This window comes from Peribacillus kribbensis DSM 17871, from assembly GCF_000430765.1.
Classification (GTDB): Bacteria; Bacillota; Bacilli; order Bacillales; family DSM-1321; genus Paraperibacillus; species Paraperibacillus kribbensis.
Genome location: NZ_AUMQ01000036.1, coordinates 41,261 through 58,331, shown reverse-complemented (window position 1 = coordinate 58,331; position 17,071 = coordinate 41,261). Strand labels below are relative to the sequence as shown.

Annotated in this window: 20 protein-coding genes; 10 read left to right on the top strand and 10 right to left on the bottom strand. The window is 40.9% G+C overall.

What is annotated here, in order from left to right:
* Positions 1-59: 59 nt before the first annotated feature.
* Positions 60-947: a Cof-type HAD-IIB family hydrolase gene (locus H539_RS0107750; protein ID WP_026693042.1), complete on the bottom strand. Its 888-nt coding sequence runs from the start codon at positions 945-947 to the stop codon at positions 60-62.
* A gap of 764 nt (positions 948-1,711) precedes the next feature.
* On the opposite strand from H539_RS0107750, the gene H539_RS33075 reads away from it, so the two are divergent.
* Entirely contained in the window at positions 1,712-1,834 is a 123-nt protein-coding gene (locus H539_RS33075; RefSeq protein WP_281171403.1) for a hypothetical protein, read from the top strand.
* A 292-nt stretch (positions 1,835-2,126) separates the two neighbouring features.
* Here the strand turns inward: H539_RS33075 and H539_RS0107740 are convergent, their stop codons facing one another.
* Positions 2,127-2,681: a helix-turn-helix domain-containing protein gene (locus tag H539_RS0107740; protein WP_026693041.1), complete on the bottom strand. Its 555-nt coding sequence runs from the start codon at positions 2,679-2,681 to the stop codon at positions 2,127-2,129.
* 110 nt (positions 2,682-2,791) lie between these two features.
* On the opposite strand from H539_RS0107740, the gene H539_RS0107735 reads away from it, so the two are divergent.
* Positions 2,792-3,379 carry a LysE family transporter gene (locus H539_RS0107735; RefSeq protein WP_026693040.1) on the top strand — a complete coding sequence of 196 codons (588 nt, stop codon included), beginning with the start codon at positions 2,792-2,794 and terminating at the stop codon, positions 3,377-3,379.
* Between the two features lie 325 nt (positions 3,380-3,704).
* Here the strand turns inward: H539_RS0107735 and arr are convergent, their stop codons facing one another.
* Positions 3,705-4,454: an NAD(+)--rifampin ADP-ribosyltransferase gene (gene arr / locus H539_RS0107730; RefSeq protein WP_026693039.1), complete on the bottom strand. Its 750-nt coding sequence runs from the start codon at positions 4,452-4,454 to the stop codon at positions 3,705-3,707.
* A 397-nt stretch (positions 4,455-4,851) separates the two neighbouring features.
* Here arr and H539_RS0107725 point away from each other — a divergent pair, with 397 nt between their 5' ends.
* Positions 4,852-5,493 carry an esterase/lipase family protein gene (locus H539_RS0107725; RefSeq protein WP_026693038.1) on the top strand — a complete coding sequence of 214 codons (642 nt, stop codon included), beginning with the start codon at positions 4,852-4,854 and terminating at the stop codon, positions 5,491-5,493.
* On the opposite strand, the gene H539_RS31380 is transcribed toward H539_RS0107725, so the two are convergent.
* Positions 5,490-5,651, bottom strand: a complete 162-nt coding sequence (locus tag H539_RS31380; protein ID WP_155889964.1) for a hypothetical protein — start codon at positions 5,649-5,651, stop codon at positions 5,490-5,492. The genes H539_RS0107725 and H539_RS31380 overlap by 4 nt on opposite strands.
* Before the next feature lie 139 nt (positions 5,652-5,790).
* Here H539_RS31380 and H539_RS0107715 point away from each other — a divergent pair, with 139 nt between their 5' ends.
* Entirely contained in the window at positions 5,791-5,994 is a 204-nt protein-coding gene (locus tag H539_RS0107715; RefSeq protein ID WP_155889963.1) for a hypothetical protein, read from the top strand.
* On the opposite strand, the gene H539_RS0107710 is transcribed toward H539_RS0107715, so the two are convergent.
* The gene (locus H539_RS0107710) at positions 5,981-6,385 is read right to left on the bottom strand and encodes a VOC family protein (RefSeq protein ID WP_026693036.1); all 405 of its coding nucleotides are present in this window, start codon (positions 6,383-6,385) and stop codon (positions 5,981-5,983) included. The two genes, H539_RS0107715 and H539_RS0107710, sit on opposite strands and share 14 nt — an antisense overlap.
* Before the next feature lie 220 nt (positions 6,386-6,605).
* On the opposite strand from H539_RS0107710, the gene H539_RS28080 reads away from it, so the two are divergent.
* Both H539_RS28080 and H539_RS0107700 read left to right on the top strand, forming a co-directional pair.
* The gene (locus H539_RS28080; protein ID WP_051348495.1) at positions 6,606-7,742 is read left to right on the top strand and encodes an MGDG synthase family glycosyltransferase; all 1,137 of its coding nucleotides are present in this window, start codon (positions 6,606-6,608) and stop codon (positions 7,740-7,742) included.
* Positions 7,743-7,798: 56 nt separating this feature from the next.
* The gene (locus H539_RS0107700) at positions 7,799-8,497 is read left to right on the top strand and encodes a polysaccharide deacetylase family protein (RefSeq protein WP_026693035.1); all 699 of its coding nucleotides are present in this window, start codon (positions 7,799-7,801) and stop codon (positions 8,495-8,497) included.
* 218 nt (positions 8,498-8,715) lie between these two features.
* Here the strand turns inward: H539_RS0107700 and H539_RS0107695 are convergent, their stop codons facing one another.
* Complete coding sequence (locus H539_RS0107695) at positions 8,716-9,366, bottom strand: DedA family protein (RefSeq protein WP_026693034.1); 651 nt, start codon at positions 9,364-9,366, stop codon at positions 8,716-8,718.
* A gap of 380 nt (positions 9,367-9,746) precedes the next feature.
* On the opposite strand from H539_RS0107695, the gene H539_RS0107690 reads away from it, so the two are divergent.
* From H539_RS0107690 to H539_RS28075, 4 genes are all read left to right on the top strand, one after another.
* Entirely contained in the window at positions 9,747-10,121 is a 375-nt protein-coding gene (locus tag H539_RS0107690; RefSeq protein WP_026693033.1) for a PaaI family thioesterase, read from the top strand.
* 97 nt (positions 10,122-10,218) lie between these two features.
* Positions 10,219-10,452: a hypothetical protein gene (locus H539_RS0107685; protein ID WP_026693032.1), complete on the top strand. Its 234-nt coding sequence runs from the start codon at positions 10,219-10,221 to the stop codon at positions 10,450-10,452.
* Between the two features lie 297 nt (positions 10,453-10,749).
* Positions 10,750-11,475, top strand: a complete 726-nt coding sequence (locus H539_RS0107680; RefSeq protein ID WP_026693031.1) for an alpha/beta fold hydrolase — start codon at positions 10,750-10,752, stop codon at positions 11,473-11,475.
* 350 nt (positions 11,476-11,825) lie between these two features.
* On the top strand, positions 11,826-12,254 hold the full coding sequence (locus H539_RS28075) for an NUDIX hydrolase (RefSeq protein WP_051348494.1): 429 nt from the start codon (positions 11,826-11,828) through the stop codon (positions 12,252-12,254).
* A gap of 146 nt (positions 12,255-12,400) precedes the next feature.
* Here the strand turns inward: H539_RS28075 and H539_RS30070 are convergent, their stop codons facing one another.
* From H539_RS30070 to H539_RS0107645, 4 genes are all read right to left on the bottom strand, one after another.
* The gene (locus H539_RS30070) at positions 12,401-13,348 is read right to left on the bottom strand and encodes a hypothetical protein (protein ID WP_051348493.1); all 948 of its coding nucleotides are present in this window, start codon (positions 13,346-13,348) and stop codon (positions 12,401-12,403) included.
* A gap of 314 nt (positions 13,349-13,662) precedes the next feature.
* Entirely contained in the window at positions 13,663-14,784 is a 1,122-nt protein-coding gene (locus H539_RS0107655; protein ID WP_026693030.1) for an NADH-dependent flavin oxidoreductase, read from the bottom strand.
* A gap of 157 nt (positions 14,785-14,941) precedes the next feature.
* The gene (locus H539_RS0107650) at positions 14,942-15,967 is read right to left on the bottom strand and encodes an LLM class flavin-dependent oxidoreductase (protein WP_026693029.1); all 1,026 of its coding nucleotides are present in this window, start codon (positions 15,965-15,967) and stop codon (positions 14,942-14,944) included.
* 83 nt (positions 15,968-16,050) lie between these two features.
* Positions 16,051-17,058 carry an LLM class flavin-dependent oxidoreductase gene (locus H539_RS0107645; RefSeq protein WP_026693028.1) on the bottom strand — a complete coding sequence of 336 codons (1,008 nt, stop codon included), beginning with the start codon at positions 17,056-17,058 and terminating at the stop codon, positions 16,051-16,053.
* Positions 17,059-17,071 lie beyond the last annotated feature (13 nt).

Genomic DNA, 17,071 nt, shown 5'->3' with positions numbered 1-17,071 from the left:
GTCTCATATGGAACCTGGCTCAGGAAGCCTGGATCCTAAGAGAGAGCCTCTTATTGATTTTATGAAGATACACTCTTTTTCTCGCCGGCTAAATTCAGCACATAATCAATCGCAAATGCGACACCGTTTTGATCATTGGTCAATGTCACATAATCGCTCAGCTGCTTGATTTCCTCCTGGGCATTGCCCATTGCTACCGCGAATCCAGCTGCCTTGAACATAGGAATGTCATTGAACTGATCCCCGATCGCCACAGTATCCTCCAATGGAATATTAAAATACTCGGCCATGACTTTTAAGCCATTTCCTTTGTTTCCGTTGATATTCATGACTTCAATATTGAAAGGAGAAGAAGTCGTGACATAGACTCCCTCGATGCTCTTCATCGCTGTCAATACGCGGTTCTTCTGGGCAGGATCCAGCACCAAAATAAAAAACTTCTGAATGGAAAGCTCGTCATCACTTAAAAGAGATTCCAATTCACTGAAGAATTCGGTGCCTTCTACTCCAACCGGAGGCTTTGTCATTTTTTCGTAATTTTCATCCTCATAAAAATCCGGAGGAATCACTCCAGATTCTAATACCTTTTCAAGGCGGGAAGTCCATTGATTATGGACAAAAACACCTTTTGTTGTGTAAACCTTGAAGGGAACTGCCTCTTTTTCCATCTCTTTATAAATAATTTCGTTTTGTTCATCGCTTAAAGAAGTCAGTTCCAGCTGTTTGCCATCTGCAAAAACCGCTGTTCCATTGCTGCCGCCGATCGGCAGGTTCTCTAAACCATATCCCTTTAAAACTTCTTTTATAGATTCCGGTGCTCTTCCGGATAAAATCATGACCTTATGCCCATGTTCCTGTGCATGCTTTATCGCTTCGATATTTTCCGGGCTGATGTCATTTTTAGAGGATAGCGTGGTGCCATCCATATCAAGTGCAAATAGTTTCATATATGCTTCCTCCTAAACTCTAGACATTTCATTATACAACTATCTTAAACTGAAAAAAAGTTTTATCGCACACTTAGGAAAAACATCCAATATATCTATAATAATATAGTATTTATGCAGTAGAAAATTTAAATGGAAGTAGAACTGTCCGTTTAAGAACCAGAGCAGCTTAAGGAAGCGTTTATAAGGGTTACCCGTACCTTTGGGAAAAACGGTACAAGGGAACCCAAGTTTATTAATGTGCAGGAACTAATGGGAATCCTATCGTTTTGAAAGGGGGAATTTATAGGTTACTTTGTCTGGAAGTGATATCTATGGACCGTCGGATATTAAATGCATTAACACCTGCCTATTACTACTATAAAGTGATCTGATAAGAACCCGGGGGAAGACTATGAGAAAGTTTAAATCGAAAATGACTTGGTCACAAATAATATTATTTTTAGGTGCTACCATTACCACCATATCGGACTTTTTATTCACTGGGAACATCCTATAATTGCGCAATCTATTATTTCGTAACTTTTATGATCTGTGCTTATATCTCTCAACTAATAATTAAAGTTGGGGAGTAAATGTTTTACATATGAAACTGTTCTGTAAGGCTTTTAAATACCAAGTACATATTTGCTTACGGGTGCGTTAGTTGAACAAGTCTAGGCTGCTATTGCAGCCTTTTTATTTTTACGCCGCTGTGCAAATAGTTGAACAAGATCAAGTTGGTAGATGTTAAAATAAGTAAAAAGATTACGGAGGAAGGATTCATGAAGAAAGAGGGAAGCATAGTTAAACAAACTCTAAATTCATTACAAAAACGATTACTGGCCCTTGAACTAACCTGTGCGATAGTTGAAGTTCTCCATATTAACCCAAATGATTTAGATTAAAATAATAAATTTAAGCTATATGATTGGTAAGCGGCCAATAGTTAAGGAATTGAATTTCTCTGGTCAACGGAACAAGTTTTACAAAATGGGGAGACATATAGGAAGAGGTAAAAATTTAATGGAGTATGAATTCCAAATATGTAGAGTTATATTTTGTACCAGTATTTAGTTGTGAAGATGGAGCAATTATTGAAATGAATACTTATTTAAAACTTAGTTTAAGGGCTTTAGATGACGATTGTTCCACTAATAAGAATAACCATATAAATCCCCGTTCCCAAAAACGGGGATTTTATATTGTATAGTGTATAACCATACTTAATCGAGTTAATATTTCTCCAGAATTATGATAAGAATGAGGTCTATCTGCTTTAAACCTTATAGAATCTCCAGTTGATATGGTGTATTCAGTGTCATTTACTCTTACTGTTAATTTACCATCAAAAACAGTTAAAAACTCTTCGGTTCCTTCTCCGTGGGATTCCGAACTAAGATACCCGCCTTTTTCTATTTCAATGGAATAAACCTCAAATCGTCGATTATCTTGGAATGGGAAGTAAGGATATAATCGGTATTTTCCATTATCCTCAGTTAATGTTTGTACCTCACTTTTCAGGACTACCTTTGTGTCAGGCTGCGGTGAATTTATTAGTGATGTAAATGAAATTTTTAGCCCATTTGCTATTTTCCAGATTGTTGTAATGGTAGGACTAGATTCCCCTCTTTCAATTTGTCCAATCATCGTTTTACTAACCCCAGTAAGTTCAGCAACTTTTTCAAGGCTTAATTTCTTACTTTCTCTCAAAGCCTTTAAATTATTTGCAACGATGAGATTAATTTCTTCCATAAAAACACTCCTTAGACTATATACAATATAACGTCGATAACATACAATATAACGTAAGACGTTATAATGACTTTTTAGACATTATAACATACATTAGGAGGGGGTTTATTTTGCCTGCATTATCATTTTTGTTATACGTATTTGTTACTACTTTTACTCCAGGTCCTAACAATATAATGGCAATGTTATCTGCTAATAAGTATGGTTTCAAAAAGACGATAAAGTTTTGCTTAGGAGTTGGTACTGGGTTTTTCGTCATTATGGTATTGTGCAGCTATTTTAATTTGTTATTAAAAAATACCATTCCTAAAATAGAATTCGGAATGACTATATTCGGTTCTATCTATATGTTGTACTTAGCTATAAAGATCATTTTTAGTAAGAAGGATGATAAGGAAAATGACCATAAAAACCATAATGGCTTTTATACAGGAATGTTTTTACAATTCATAAATCCCAAAGTTATCTTGTATGGAATCACAGCTATATCTACATTTGTCATACCATTCTACACTACTAATATAAGCTTAATTTTATATTCACTGTTTCTCGCTTTTGTCGGTTTTGTAGGCACTGTTTGCTGGAGTTTATTCGGTTCCTTGTTTGAAAAATTCTTAACAAGATATAAAAGTCATTTTAATGTGGTTATGGCTTTATTACTTTTATATAGTGCCGTATCGATATTTTTAAAGAAGTAAGGTAAGCAGTACCTACAAATGTATTTTTTACTTAACTTATCTGGTAACAGGAAGGATTAATACATCTTTTCGAAATGTACGTAGAGTTTCTTAAGAGCGGAATATGTAGAAAAAATACTTCTTTCCCTTCTCTGAATAGAAAGGGAAATGAAATAAACAGGAAGAATATTAGATAGAGCAAAAGGATGGTTTGTGGGTGGTTTGCTGGTAAAGTGAGACTTTTAAGAAGCTGATCAGTTTCCTGGTCCAGCAAAAACGAGCAAACCCGTATGAGCCATAATAAAATCAAGAGACAGAATCAAGACCTTCTCCGTAGATAATATGTTCAGTTAATAATTTCGCCATTGTTTTTGGCTAAATTTTTGCGCCATTCACTTCGCTCCGTAGTTGTTAGTTTCGCCCACTCAGTTTCTTCACCAATAATTCTTAAAGGTTTTTGAGAACGATAAGATCGTGTTAAGTTACCCGGGAACTTTTTGTCAGTAACATTTGGGTCGTTTTCAAATTCACCTGTTGGTTCTATTTTATAAACTCGTTCTCTTCCTTCTCCTTTTGCTAATGCTGCTGCAAGTCCTGCACCATTGGCATTAGCAGTGAAATAAATGTGGTTCATTTTAAGTCCTGGTTTGTAATTTGAATTTCCACCTGCTGTCAGCAAATCACCAACCTGTAAATCTGCCTTTGTCCCATGATAAAATGGTCCTTCATCAGAAGGTGCGTCGTTATATGAGTTTGACAATTCATAATTTCTTTTTGCATTATCAGAATCACACAACTCCTCATAGCATTTGGCAATGTTTAAATATAACGTTGAGTATGCACTCTTAACATTATCATCATTTATATTAAGTGCACACTGTAAAGAGGTTTCCATCCATTTCATTTTGTCTGAAATACTCTTTTGTTTACGAGCCATATGATAAGCTGCAATAAACCTTTCATAGTCGTCTTTTGCTTCATGCCATGCTTGATGAAACATCGTGGTTGCACCTTCAATATTTCCGCCATCTTCCATGTTCATCCCACTCATACAGAGTTTAATAACGACGTTGTTTGGGTCAAATTTTATATTCATCTAATCTTACCTCCAAAGTAATGAAATCACATTTCTCCAAAACCCTTATTTAAAAGACCATGCCTTCCCTGTGATATTTTTAAAAAAATAAATTTATTCCGCTAAATGTCCTGTTTATTGAACAAAAGTTAAGCAATTCTTCACCTGTATTTTACCATAAATATCGCTTATCCTTCTTGCACTAACCCAGACATAGGGAGATCCGAAAGAGTTACCCGAACCTCATTTGGTATTTTCTGAATCATAACTTCTTTCAAAAAAGACACCTCTTATACGTTCTATTAAAATGAGTGGATGGCAGGAATAGAAAAAGTTGCCGGTTGTTTCTCCCTTTCAAATGTATGACAATGAAGGCAGCAGGATAAGCAGTCAAACACAAACAACTAGGAGGGAAACCATGAGAAAATTGAGATTGCTAGTATCATCCATTGCGTGTGCGGTTATTATTTTTTCAGCTGCGGCTATGAAGCCTTCTGTTTCCAAAGCAGAGGCGGCAGGCCATGATCCGGTCATCTTCATCCACGGAGCTGGCGGCATCAGCGCGGATTTTTTCAGCATTAAAAACTACCTAAAAAAACAAGGCTGGTCTGATAATGAACTGTATGCGATTGAAATGATGGATAAAACCGGGAACAGCTTGAATAATGCCAGACAGCTTTCGGCCTTTGTTGATGAAGTTTTAAAGAAAACAGGCAAAAGCAAGGTGGATATCATCGGCCACAGCGCCGGGGGTATCAACGCTCTGACCTATATTCTGAACGGCGGCGGAAGCAAAGTGAATGATGTTGTCACACTAGGTTCGCCTAACAAATTTATCACTTCAAAAGCACCAGCTGGTACAGATCCAAATCATAAAATACGCTATACGTCCATTTACAGCACAAGTGATCTAATTGTTCCAAATTGGCTTTCCACTCTTGACGGAGCAAAAAATGTGAAGATCAGCGGAGTCGATCATGTTGGATTGATCTTCAACAGCAAAGTCGATGCGCTGATTAAAGAAGGCTTGAACGGCGGCGGACAGAATACGAATAATTAAGGGTTAAAGAGCTTTAACATCAAGTATAAAAAAACAAACCCAACCATGATGCCGGCACCAAGGATCACTTCGATCGCAGCCATTTGATACTCAGCTTTTTGCTGAAGTTTTTCCCGATATTTCATTTGGATCTTATTCTTATTATCATCTTTTTTCATTTCGAGCCCTTCCTTTCATTTTTATGGTGTTTAATTCTATAAAAATGGTGATATTCCTTTAATAAAATGAGACAAAAACAACCAGTGGAAATCTTTTCCACTGGTTGTTTATAATTTGTTAAAGAGGTGTTATCAACAAGTGATGAAACGCTTAATTCATAACGGAGCAGAGGGAATCGGTCTTGGCTGTACAGATATTGGCTTATTGGTTAAAGAAGGGGATTCTTCTGTATACAGCAGTCATTCATGCAGTGGAAGCTGTACGTACAGCCATGGATTCAACATCATGAGGAAGGCCTGTCCCGATTTAGGGAAAGGCCTTTTTTCATTTACTCGACTGTGAACATCCAGGTAACTCCAAAACGGTCTTTTACAGAACCATGAAGCTTGGAGAAGAATGTCGGCTGAAGATCCATATGTATCGTTCCGCCTTCTTTTAACACACTCCACGCTTTTTGGGCACGCACCTCAGAATCGAGCTCCACACTGATGGAGACTTTTCCGGAAGTTTCTGTTTCCCTTGTTCCGTCAGATCCCATAATGCTTCCTGATTCGGTAAGCTTCAGCTGGGCATGCAGGACAAGATCCTTATCACTTTCACTTACGGGGAAATCCGGATTTGGGGGCATGTCTCCATATTTCTGGATGGAAATCATCTCCCCATCAAAAGCCTCTTGATACAGCCTAAACGCCTCGCCGCATTCTCTGTTGAACATTAGATAAGGTTTGATCATAGTATTCACCTCCTTTTATCACTGCTGATTCAATTATATGTCATGAACCCTCGTGAGTTAAAGAAGACCCCATTTTTTTATAGAATTCATGTTAAATTAATGGAACTTTAATCATACATTTAGAGGATTTTCAGACATAAGAGCTATGATTAACCTGGGCCTGATTAGCATTTATAGGGGTCCTTAACTCTTAAGCTGCTTAACATGAAGGAGTACTAAGATGAAAAAAACGGACAAGAAAAAAATACTGATTCTTTCCGCTAATTTTGGTGATGGACATAAACAGGTAGCAAAGGCTATCACAGAAGCGGCAGAAGGTGCAGGTCAGGAAATAGAGACGATTACCCTTGATATCATGGAGTGGACCCATCCGCGGCTTTACCCGCTGAGCCACTTTATCTACATTCGAGGAATCAAAAAACTTCCATTTATATATAGCTTCCTTTACAAAAATACACGAGAGCCCAGTTATTTATCGGCAAAGTTAAATTCGATTTTAGCATCGGGGCTTGAGCAGGTGACAGCCATTATCAAGGACATTAACCCCTCTGTAGTTGTGAGCACGTATCCATTTGCCGCGGGAATTATGTCCAAAATAAAAGAAGCTGGATTAAGCCAGGTTCCTGCTATTACGGTCATCACGGACTATACGGACCATTCTTATTGGATTCATCCCTATACGGATCAGTATTTAGTAGGATCAAAAGAAGTGGGAGAGCGCTTAATTTCTTTAGGTGTGGAACCAGAAAAAATCAAAAATACAGGGATTCCAATCCGTCAGAGGTTCTCAGAAGTTCACTCAAAAGCCGAGCTCTCAAAAAAGTACAAGCTCGAACCGGGCAAATATACGGTGCTGGTTATGGGAGGGGGAGATGGATTGCTGGGAAACGGTTTATCCACTCTTCATGCACTTGAAAGAATTCCAAAGCCTCTTCAAATTTTTTTCGTTTGCGGCCGGAATAAAAAGCTCCAGAATCAGCTGGAAAACAGACTGAATGATTCCATTCACAGTATCCGGGTTCTTGGTTACTTTGAAAAAATTGATGAATTGATGGCTGTGTCCGATTTAATGATCACCAAACCGGGAGGCGTCACCATCTCGGAAGCCATGGCCATGGAACTGCCTATGCTGATTCACAACCCGCTGCCTGGGCAGGAGGAAGACAATGCGGATTACCTTTTACATGAAGGCTTCGCTATCCTGGCTAAGAGTAACAGGGATGTAAATGCTCAGCTTAAGCTTCTGTTTTCAGAGTCTGGACTCTTAAAACAAATAAAATCAAGAATACATCACCATCAGCGGAACGGCTATCCGCTTCAGGCGTTCGAAACAATTCTTCGTTGTATCCCTGAATAAACAAGAGGAATTGGTTAATATGGAAAAATGTTTTAGTGGAGTGGAGGAAAAGAGATATGTACGCTGAGGCTGTTTTTCTAATCCTGGCCTTTATTATTTTATATACACTGATTCCTTTTCTTCTTTCGAGAATACTGGGGATAAGAGCCCTAAAAAGAAATCGAGAATCATCCCATGTTGCTTTCACTTTTGATGATGGGCCGCATCCACATTATACTTCCCTGCTCTTGGATTTATTATTAGAGCACCAAGTGAAGGCCGCATTTTTTGTATTAGGATCAAGGGCAGAGAAATACCCAGAATTGATTCTTCGTATGAAAAAGGAGGGCCACATAATCGGCATCCATAATTATGAGCACCATTCGAATTGGCTTACACCCCCCTGGAATATTTATAGAGGAATTAAGCGAAGTGCCTCTATCATTGAGGACATCACCGGGGATAAGCCAGTCTATTACCGCCCTCCATGGGGGCTCCTAAGCATAGTTGATTATTTTATGATGAAAGAATATAAAATTGTTCTTTGGTCGCTTATGGCAGGGGATTGGCGGGCTAAAGGCGGATATCATAGAATAAGGAATCATCTCCTGGCGAGAGTGAAACCCGGGGATGTAATTCTATTGCATGACTCCGGGGAGACCTTCGGCGCTGATGAAGTCGCTCCAGGAAACACGATAGAAGCATTGAAGGGTGTTTTTCTTGAATTGGAGGAGCGGGGAATAAGATGGGTGAGGATTGATGAGCTTCATGGATGAAAAAACAGCTCTCCCAATCAGCTTCTTTCTCAAACTTTGGACAAACTCGGCGAGGATAGAGTTTGTCTTTTTTTCGTTCATTTATAAAGGGTGCAGATTCTATTCAAAAAAACGTACAAACCTTATTCTGGGAATCGGTTTGCGGAAGATATGTGAATAAAATCAAAAAGGCTGAAGAGAAAATCTCTTGCAGCCCTTTTTTCATCAATCAATTTAAGTTATTGAATCTTCGAATTACTTAATTTTCTATGGATGAGGCCTTTAATAACCGGAACCATGGAGATTAGTATGATCGCAATCGTCACAAGGCTAAAATGATTCTTGACCAGTGGAATGTTCCCGAAAAAGAAGCCGCTGAACGTCATTAAAAGGACCCAGAGTGCGCCTCCAGAAAGATTGTAAATCAGAAACTTTTTATAAGCCATCCCTCCAATGCCTGCAGCAAAGGGGGCAAAGGTCCGGATAATCGGAATAAATCTCGCCAGTACGATTACAATAGGGCCTTTCCTATCATAAAACTCCTGTGCTCTCTGCAGATGGCTTTTGTTGATTAATTTTATTTTTCTGCTTTCAAATACCTTAACACCGTATTTTGCTCCTATATGGTAATTAACAGTGTCCCCAAGCACAGCGCCCAAAAAAAATATCACTGCAAGGATACCGAGATTCAGGGATCCTTGGGCAGCGATGGAACCTGCTACAAAAAGTACGGAATCTCCTGGCAGGAAAGGAACAATCACCAATCCTGTTTCTAAAAAGAGAATGAGAAATAAAAGAGCATAAGTTAATCCTCCGTATTGCTTAACCATGGATAGGATATGCGTATCCAGGTGAAGGATGAAGTCGATAAAGTTTTTTATGGTATGCAATGTTAAACTTCCCTTCCATGATTCTTGCTGTAAAGTATTTTTACATGACTGTTTTGTTACTAATGAAGCTTTTCATGTTCACCTTAATTGTACCTCTCTTTCCTCATTGAATTATAAAATCTTCCTGAGGAGAGGATTAATTTTTGATTAAAATTTTTGATGGAGCTAGCAGGTGGTTCTCAAGATTGCAGACTAACTCGAGAAATGTCTTCCATAAGTGGGATAAAGGTGAGGTATGTGATGCCAGAGAATGAAAAAGATTAAACTTTGTCAATGTCAGAATAGGTATTATATTATGAATGAGGGCGGCCATTTTATTGGCAGAGAAGACAAAGGAAGTCAGTAGCCGGCCTATTAAAAAATACATAATGAGGTGGGATATGTTTATTAAGCAGCTTTTTGATGATTTTTTGGGGTTAGAATATGAAAAGTTGGATGAACATCATGTAAGAGTTAAATTGCCTGTTAAAGATTTATTGATCAATAGTGCCGGTGTTGTCCATGGAGGCATTATTTCTTCCATGGCAGATGTCGCTATGTCCAATCTAATACCTGCTAATCAAGAAGGTAAACAACAAGCACTGACTGCTGATTTACATGTATCCTTTTTGAAGCCCGCTTCTGGAGCATACTTGGTGGCAAATGCTAAAATAGTAAAACAGGGCCGTACTTTAATACGTACGGAATGTTCGATTTTTAACGATAAAAATGAGCTGGTTGCCACTTCGAAAGCTACTTTGTTCCGCACACATTAAATGTCAATTGATAGAATGCAAAAAGAGCTAGTATAATTTACTTATTTACTTTCCTAAACAATCAAGTATCATTGAAGGTTGTAAGGGAGTGCTGAATATGAGAATGTCTAGAAGCGATCGAAATTCATTTGAAAAAGGCGGAGCAATCAAAGCTTATACAGTAAAAAATATCTGGGAGAATACAGACTTTATTATTACACTCGATATTGAACTGGAAAATGGCTTAGTACTGAAGGATGCCAAAATGGAAATCACAAAAGAAGAAGTCATGGTCATGAGCAATCAGTCCGGTGACCTGAATGATGCAATAAAGTTAGCACTTGGCTTCTAATAAAAAATTAAAAGATAACAGCAGCAGGAGGGTGAAACTCAGGGTTTCATCCTCCTTTTTATATTTGCAGACAGGAAATACCGCATGAGTGAAAGAATTAGTTAAAAGGAGAGTCTGATAACTTAGTAATAAAGCGCTTGTTAGTGGAAAACGTCTAGTGGAGGCTTGATGAAGAGAGAATTGTCCGTTAGAAGGGGTCTCAAGACTAATATCGCGGCAGAATCAAGAAGTTATGGTTCAGAAGAATTTTGCGGCACTGCCGCGATCAAATGATAAGGTAAAGGAGAATAATAACCCATGGAAACACCTAGTTCAAAGAAACCGAACAGTTCGCCAATTATCCTAGTTCCTGGCTTTTGGCTGGGCGCCTGGGCGTGGGATGAAGTTGCAGATGCTCTGCGTCAAGAGGGCCACACTGTTACCACGCTGACACTGCCCGGTCTAGAATCGGCAGCTGAGGACCGTTCTGGAATCAAGATGTCTGATCATGTCGAGGCGATCGGAAGGGCGGTGAGAGAAGCTGGGGAACCGGTCGTGCTGGCCGTACACAGTGGAGCAGCTGCGCCAGGTTACGGTGTGAGTGACCGCATGCCGGAACAGATTGCTGCGATGGTCTACGTTGATACATTTCCAACAAAAAGTGCCATGAATCCCGAATTCGACGGAGTCGAGATGCCGCTGCCGTCTTGGGAGGAACTTGATGAAGCTGACATACGCGGGATGAGCAGCGAACACCGAAGTCTCTTTAGGCAGAGAGCTGTTCCTGAGCCGGGAAATATTGTCCGTGAGGCACCTGTATTAACCAACGAGAAGCGGCTTGAGATACCGAGCACAGTTATTTGTACGTCAGCACCTTCTGATAAGATGAAGTATTATGTCCAAGAGGGATATGAGTGGATAAGCGGTCTGACAGAACTGCATAATGTCACATATATCGACCTGCCGACTCACCACTGGCCTATGTGGTCGCACCCGAAGGAGCTTGCCAGTATCATAGGTGGTATTGCCGCAGAAACCCGCTGAATAGGAATGTGGAGATTTCAGTATGCTGCTCTTTATCAGAGAGCAGCTTTTGTTTTATTTAAACGGTTTTTTTCATTATTGATTTCGTGTTGGTAATGAGAATTCATAAAAATCACAGAAATTGGATGGCCATCCCATTCGACCATATGAGTTAAATTGGCGGTTTGGATGATTTCCTTTAATTTCAAAATATCCTGATTCACCAGCTGACTATTAAACAGAGGAATAAGCGACTATAACAAGGAGTGACGCTCAATGAGCAGCAGCAGCTGGATAAATAGATTCCGGATTTTTTATGTCATATTTAATAGATCTTCCCGTTTTTTCGTGAAGAAAAAGAAAGGGGTAATATGAGAAACCGTGGTTCTGTTGTCATTATAGAAGGAAATCAAGTGGCTCTAATAAAACGAGTCAGAGACGGCATGACTTATTTCGTTTTTCCGGGCGGGGGTGTCGAGAATGGGGAGCTTCCTGAAGAGGCGGCTAAAAGAGAAGCCCTTGAAGAACTTGGTGTAGTAGTTGAGATAGGGGACTGTATTTCCCAAGTTCGTTATGAAGGCACTCAGTATTTTTATTGGGCTAGAATGATAGGAGGTGATTTTGGGACAGGAGGGGGCGATGAATTTACAGATGTAAAGAAGGACAGGGGAACTTATGAACCGTTATGGGTGAGCTTAGGGGCGCTTTCAGAAATGGATATCAGGCCGAGAGAAATAGCTGATAAACTATCAGTGGAAATTGATGAGGGGCTGCTTTCTCCATGTCACACTGTCGGATAAAGCGAATAGGAAAGAAAAGCGGCCAATGATGAAACAAGTTTTCATCCCTGAGATGATGATCAAAGCTTTAGGCCGTAATTAATAGAAAAGCTTCTACCGTTTAATGTAAGGCTGGCCAAAGCCGATGTCCCGATTCTCACTTCTCCTTACTCTTTTATTAGCTTGTCTGGTTTCTTCCCTTCAATTGAGACAGATTCACCGCAGATGGTGTACCATCGGTCCTCAATATCCGCCTTGTCGAGCGTGCATGCTCCCTTGCTCACCAATTGATCCATGATGGAAATACCATAGGGAAATATCTTTGGTTTTCCGGTGAGAAACCGGCCAGGATAGTCATGGGGATATGCATCCAATTCCTCGCAAAGCGACCAGACGCTGATCTTTCCATTTTCCTCGAGGTATTGAATGATAAAGCGGTGTATATCCGAGCCTAGTGGAGATTGAAGATCAGGGATAAAGGATAGTTTTCTGGCTGATGCGGCGGCAGGAGGTATCTTAGCGGGTGATGCTTTCTTTTCTGTCTGCCTTACCGTCACATGATGCAGGAGCCTTTGAAGCTTGGCAAGCTGCTTGTTTAATAATGGGAGGGACAGCTTCAGCTGTTCCGCGATATCTGAGGGAAGCTCGATTTTTTCCTGCTTAACCAATTCAACGTATTTGTGGTCCCAGCCATATAGAAGCTTATGAAGGAGCTCGTCCAGTTCATAATCGAGTCGTTCAAAGCCTTTAATAATATCTTTGACGATGGATGAGGGTATTCCGGTGTGAAATTCAAAATGATTGCGGCCGAATTTTTTGATTTCTTTTGTTTTGCTGTTTCTCACAATATATTGAAACCTTAGGGCCATGCCGCATTCACATCGATAAGGACGGGAACCCGGACCCGCGTCACGAAGTTCGATGAATTCCCATTCCTCTATTTCTTTTTCCAATTCAGAGTCTGAACCGGTATATGTGCCTTTGCCCCGTGCCAGCTCATTGGAAAAAAGAGTCTGTTTTCCCCGTTTCAGCTTCTGAAGCAAATACTCTTTTTGCGGAGCTTCAAGGGTCTCCAAAATGGCATTTCGTTCTTCAATGGTAAAAAAATAATCCACGTTCAGCGCCTCCCTTGTTTTTATCTTATCATGTTTTCCAGGTGGTTCAGCATGTAGTTAATAGAGTAAATAAAAGAAAAAACCTTCTACGCTGTAAAAGTGGATATAAAGAACCTTCTCGCAGGTGCTTATCCAACTCAAGGTAAAGATAGCCTAATAAAAGAGGGAAACCACTAAAAAATGGTTTCCCGTTAAAATGTTCGGTATTTTAGTATAAAGTTTAATTTATACCTGCTGAGCAATGACAATTATCATCAACACAGATTTCTATTTCGGTTAAACAATTCAAGGAATGAGATAAGAGTGTGAACTCCTTATACAATAGGAAGCCAGCCAGGGATGCCAGTATAGTACTCCCACATTTTATCAGAAATAACCAGTTCCTTTTGATCTTTTTTAGATAATGTTGTTCGGATTTTGTCTTCTTCACCGGCTTGTACTTTTTGTACCCATTGAGGTTCCATTATCAATTCCCGCCCTAAAGCGATTAAAGGTACACCTGTTTCAAATGCTTCCATCACTTCATCGGGTGTCCTCAGCATCCCAACACCCATCACAGGAACACGATCGCCGACACGTTCGTGGATCATAACAACTCGGGATGTCTGATCGTTATTATCACGGATTGATCCGTTCCAAAAGCCGCCGACAGAAATATGGAGATAATCCAGGTCCTGGTCCGCTAACCTGTCCACTAATTGCAGCGTGTCTTCCATGGTGATCCCAGGATTCTCTCTTTCTTCAGGCGATAACCGATAGCCGATGATAAAAGGTTTTTCTGCATGGTCTGAAACTGCTTTTTTAACAGCGTCAACTACAGCAAGCGGGAAGGACATACGTTTTTCCAGCGTTCCACCCCACTTGTCAGTTCTGCGATTGGAGTGTGGAGAAAAGAATTGCTGAATCAAATACGTATTGGCACCATGGATTTCAACTCCATCATACCCAGCTTCGATTGCTCTTCTGGTTGCTTCTCCAAATGCTTTAATTATTTCATCGATTTCGTCTGCTGTCATTTCCCGGGGTACCACGGCATCGTCCCGTTCCGCTGCTACCGCACTCGGAGCAATTGGTTGACGATCGAGCAATTCTTCAGGCGGGCACATTCTGCCACCGTGAAAAATTTGTAAAATCGCCTTTGAACCTTTTTCCTGTATAGCTGTCGCCACACGTCTTAGACTGGGGATTAGGGAATCGGAATCTGCACCAAATTCACCCGGGAATCCTTTTCCATTCCTGGTGACGTATGTGCATGCGGTGATTACCGCTCCTACACCACCGGCACGTTCTTGATAATACGCAACTTCTTCGTCTGATACTTCACCATTTTCATGTGCCGCCGTATTGGTCATGGGTGCCATTGCAAGACGGTTCTTTATTTCAACTCCAGAACGGAAGGTAAATGGTTTAAAAGCAGCTTCATATTTTGGATTCATCATTTTTTCTCCTTTTGTTTACATCAAATTTGTTAAAGGGTTCAGCTATTTTAGCAAATGGATAACAATGACTACAAAAACTTCTTTTAGCAGGCACTTTTTTATATTCTGCACAAAGAATTCATAGTGATACATTATGCGGTCGGCCCGTTTTGACCTATTTTAGCTGAGTAATTTCAGCCAATATTTCATAGGAATGGAGGCGGGCCTTGTGATCGTAGACCTGGGCGATTGCCATGATTTCATCGGCTTGACTTTCAAGCAAAAACTCTTCCAGCTTTTCTTTTACGGTTTGAGGACTGCCGACAATCGAAGTTCCTAATTGATTCTCAAGGGCCGCCATTTCATAATCGCTCGCTATATCAGTAATATTATCCACTGGCGGCTGCAATGGGACTTCCTTCCCGCGCATCAAATTCAAGAACTGCTGCTGCAAAGTTGTAGCAAGCCGCTCAGCTTCCTGATCTGTATCGGCCGCAATGATGTTTAGTCCTACCATTGCATGCGGCTTGTCCAGTACTTTAGAAGGCTTAAACGAACGGCGGTACAGCTGGATAGCCGGCAGTGTGTTATGCGGTGAGAAATGGCTCGCAAATGCAAACGGCAGTCCAAGCTCTCCTGCCAGCTGGGCACTGTATCCACTTGAACCTAACAGCCAAACAGGTATGTTTAATCCCTCACCTGGAATTGCTTTCACATGACTATATCCTTGTGCCAGGGAAGGGTCAAAGTAATTCCGGAGCTCAGCCAGCTGCTCAGGGAAATCTTCACCTGAACTTCTCAAGTCACGTCTTAATGCACGTGCGGTAAGCTGGTCAGTGCCTGGCGCACGGCCCAGGCCAAGATCAATACGTCCTGGATACAATGATTCCAGAGTACCAAATTGCTCAGCAATAACAAGAGGTGCATGATTCGGCAGCATAATGCCTCCTGAACCTACCCGGATTCTTGATGTACCTGCTGCAACATGGGAAATGACTACCGATGTTGCAGAGCTGGCGATAAATGGCATATTATGATGCTCAGCGAGCCAATACCGGTTATACCCCAGCTTTTCAGCAAATCGGGCCAGCTCCAAAGTATTGCGAAAAGAATCAGCCGGCGTACTTCCATCTGCGATTGGGGAGAGATCCAGGACCGAGAATGGAATATCCGTTATTTGTTTTGTATTAGTTTCAGGCATTATGCTCATCTTCTTTCTTCATTAATTAATTTAACTGATTTACTATCTGCAGAAATTACGTCCTTTATTAGACTAGACACTCATTAATTTACTGCAGCCTGAGCCAAAATTTCATAAGAGCGCAGCCGTGCCTTATGATCAAAAATCTCTGTATGAGCCATAATCTCATCAGCGTCAGTTTTTTCTATCAACTCATGGAGCTGCTGCTTCACACCTGCAGGATCCCCGATAATGGAAGTGAAAAGCTGTTCTTCAACCGCCTTGCGTTCAGTATCGTTCCAAAGCTCGTCCATATTATCAACAGGAGGCAGAATGGGCGAAGGCTTTCCGCGGGTTAACAAAAGAAACTTTTGATACATCGAAGTGGCAAGCCTTTGTGCCTCCTGTTGCTCATCAGCAGCCACCACTTGAACGGCTAACAGTACATAAGGCTCCTCCAAAAATTGAGACGGACGGAAATATTCCCGGTACAGTCTAATGGCTTCCATCATGTTACCTGGAGCAAAATGTCCCGCGAAAGAGAATGGCAGCCCAAGGATTCCAGCCAATTGTGCACTATAAAACCCTGAACCCAACAGCCAAATTGGCACATTTGTTTTTTCGCCGGGAATGGCGTGAAAACTAAACGAACCATCCTCAGTGGTCGTTCCTGTACCATAAAGATAGGCGATAAGCTCCTGAAGCCGGGCATCAAATTCTGGTTCCCCAGCTACCCGCTGCCGCAATACATTAGCTGTAAATTGGTCGGTGCCAGGTGCCCGCCCCAATCCAAGGTCGATCCGGCCAGGGAAGAAGGTTTCTAATGTTCCAAATTGCTCAGCCACGGAGAGAGGCGAATAGTGGGAAAGCAGCATTGCGCCTGATCCAATACGCATTTTTTCCGTGACAGAGGCTACCCGGCCAATTACGATCGGGGATGCTGAACTCGCCATTCCTGTCCAATTATGATGTTCAGCAAGCCAAAACCGTTTATATCCCCACTGCTCAGTTTTCTTGGCTAGATCAAGCGTGTTTTGAAGGGAAAGTTCGGCTGATCCTCCTTCGACAATAGGGGAGGGATCTAGTACTGAAAGTTGTATTTTCTTTGCCATCATTCTTCCTCCT

Bases quoted from the DNA above. Each gene is read 5' to 3' on its own strand.
- H539_RS0107750 (WP_026693042.1), bottom strand. From the start codon at position 947: ATGAAACTATTTGCACTTGATATGGATGGCACCACGCTATCCTCTAAA.
- H539_RS33075 (WP_281171403.1), top strand. From the start codon at position 1,712: ATGAAGAAAGAGGGAAGCATAGTTAAACAAACTCTAAATTCATTACAA.
- H539_RS0107740 (WP_026693041.1), bottom strand. From the start codon at position 2,681: ATGGAAGAAATTAATCTCATCGTTGCAAATAATTTAAAGGCTTTGAGA.
- arr (WP_026693039.1), bottom strand. From the start codon at position 4,454: ATGAATATAAAATTTGACCCAAACAACGTCGTTATTAAACTCTGTATG.
- H539_RS0107725 (WP_026693038.1), top strand. From the start codon at position 4,852: ATGAGAAAATTGAGATTGCTAGTATCATCCATTGCGTGTGCGGTTATT.
- H539_RS31380 (WP_155889964.1), bottom strand. From the start codon at position 5,651: ATGAAAAAAGATGATAATAAGAATAAGATCCAAATGAAATATCGGGAA.
- H539_RS0107710 (WP_026693036.1), bottom strand. From the start codon at position 6,385: ATGATCAAACCTTATCTAATGTTCAACAGAGAATGCGGCGAGGCGTTT.
- H539_RS28080 (WP_051348495.1), top strand. From the start codon at position 6,606: ATGAAAAAAACGGACAAGAAAAAAATACTGATTCTTTCCGCTAATTTT.
- H539_RS0107700 (WP_026693035.1), top strand. From the start codon at position 7,799: ATGTACGCTGAGGCTGTTTTTCTAATCCTGGCCTTTATTATTTTATAT.
- H539_RS0107690 (WP_026693033.1), top strand. From the start codon at position 9,747: ATGTTTATTAAGCAGCTTTTTGATGATTTTTTGGGGTTAGAATATGAA.
- H539_RS0107685 (WP_026693032.1), top strand. From the start codon at position 10,219: ATGAGAATGTCTAGAAGCGATCGAAATTCATTTGAAAAAGGCGGAGCA.
- H539_RS0107680 (WP_026693031.1), top strand. From the start codon at position 10,750: ATGGAAACACCTAGTTCAAAGAAACCGAACAGTTCGCCAATTATCCTA.
- H539_RS28075 (WP_051348494.1), top strand. From the start codon at position 11,826: ATGAGAAACCGTGGTTCTGTTGTCATTATAGAAGGAAATCAAGTGGCT.
- H539_RS0107655 (WP_026693030.1), bottom strand. From the start codon at position 14,784: ATGAATCCAAAATATGAAGCTGCTTTTAAACCATTTACCTTCCGTTCT.
- H539_RS0107650 (WP_026693029.1), bottom strand. From the start codon at position 15,967: ATGCCTGAAACTAATACAAAACAAATAACGGATATTCCATTCTCGGTC.
- H539_RS0107645 (WP_026693028.1), bottom strand. From the start codon at position 17,058: ATGGCAAAGAAAATACAACTTTCAGTACTAGATCCCTCCCCTATTGTC.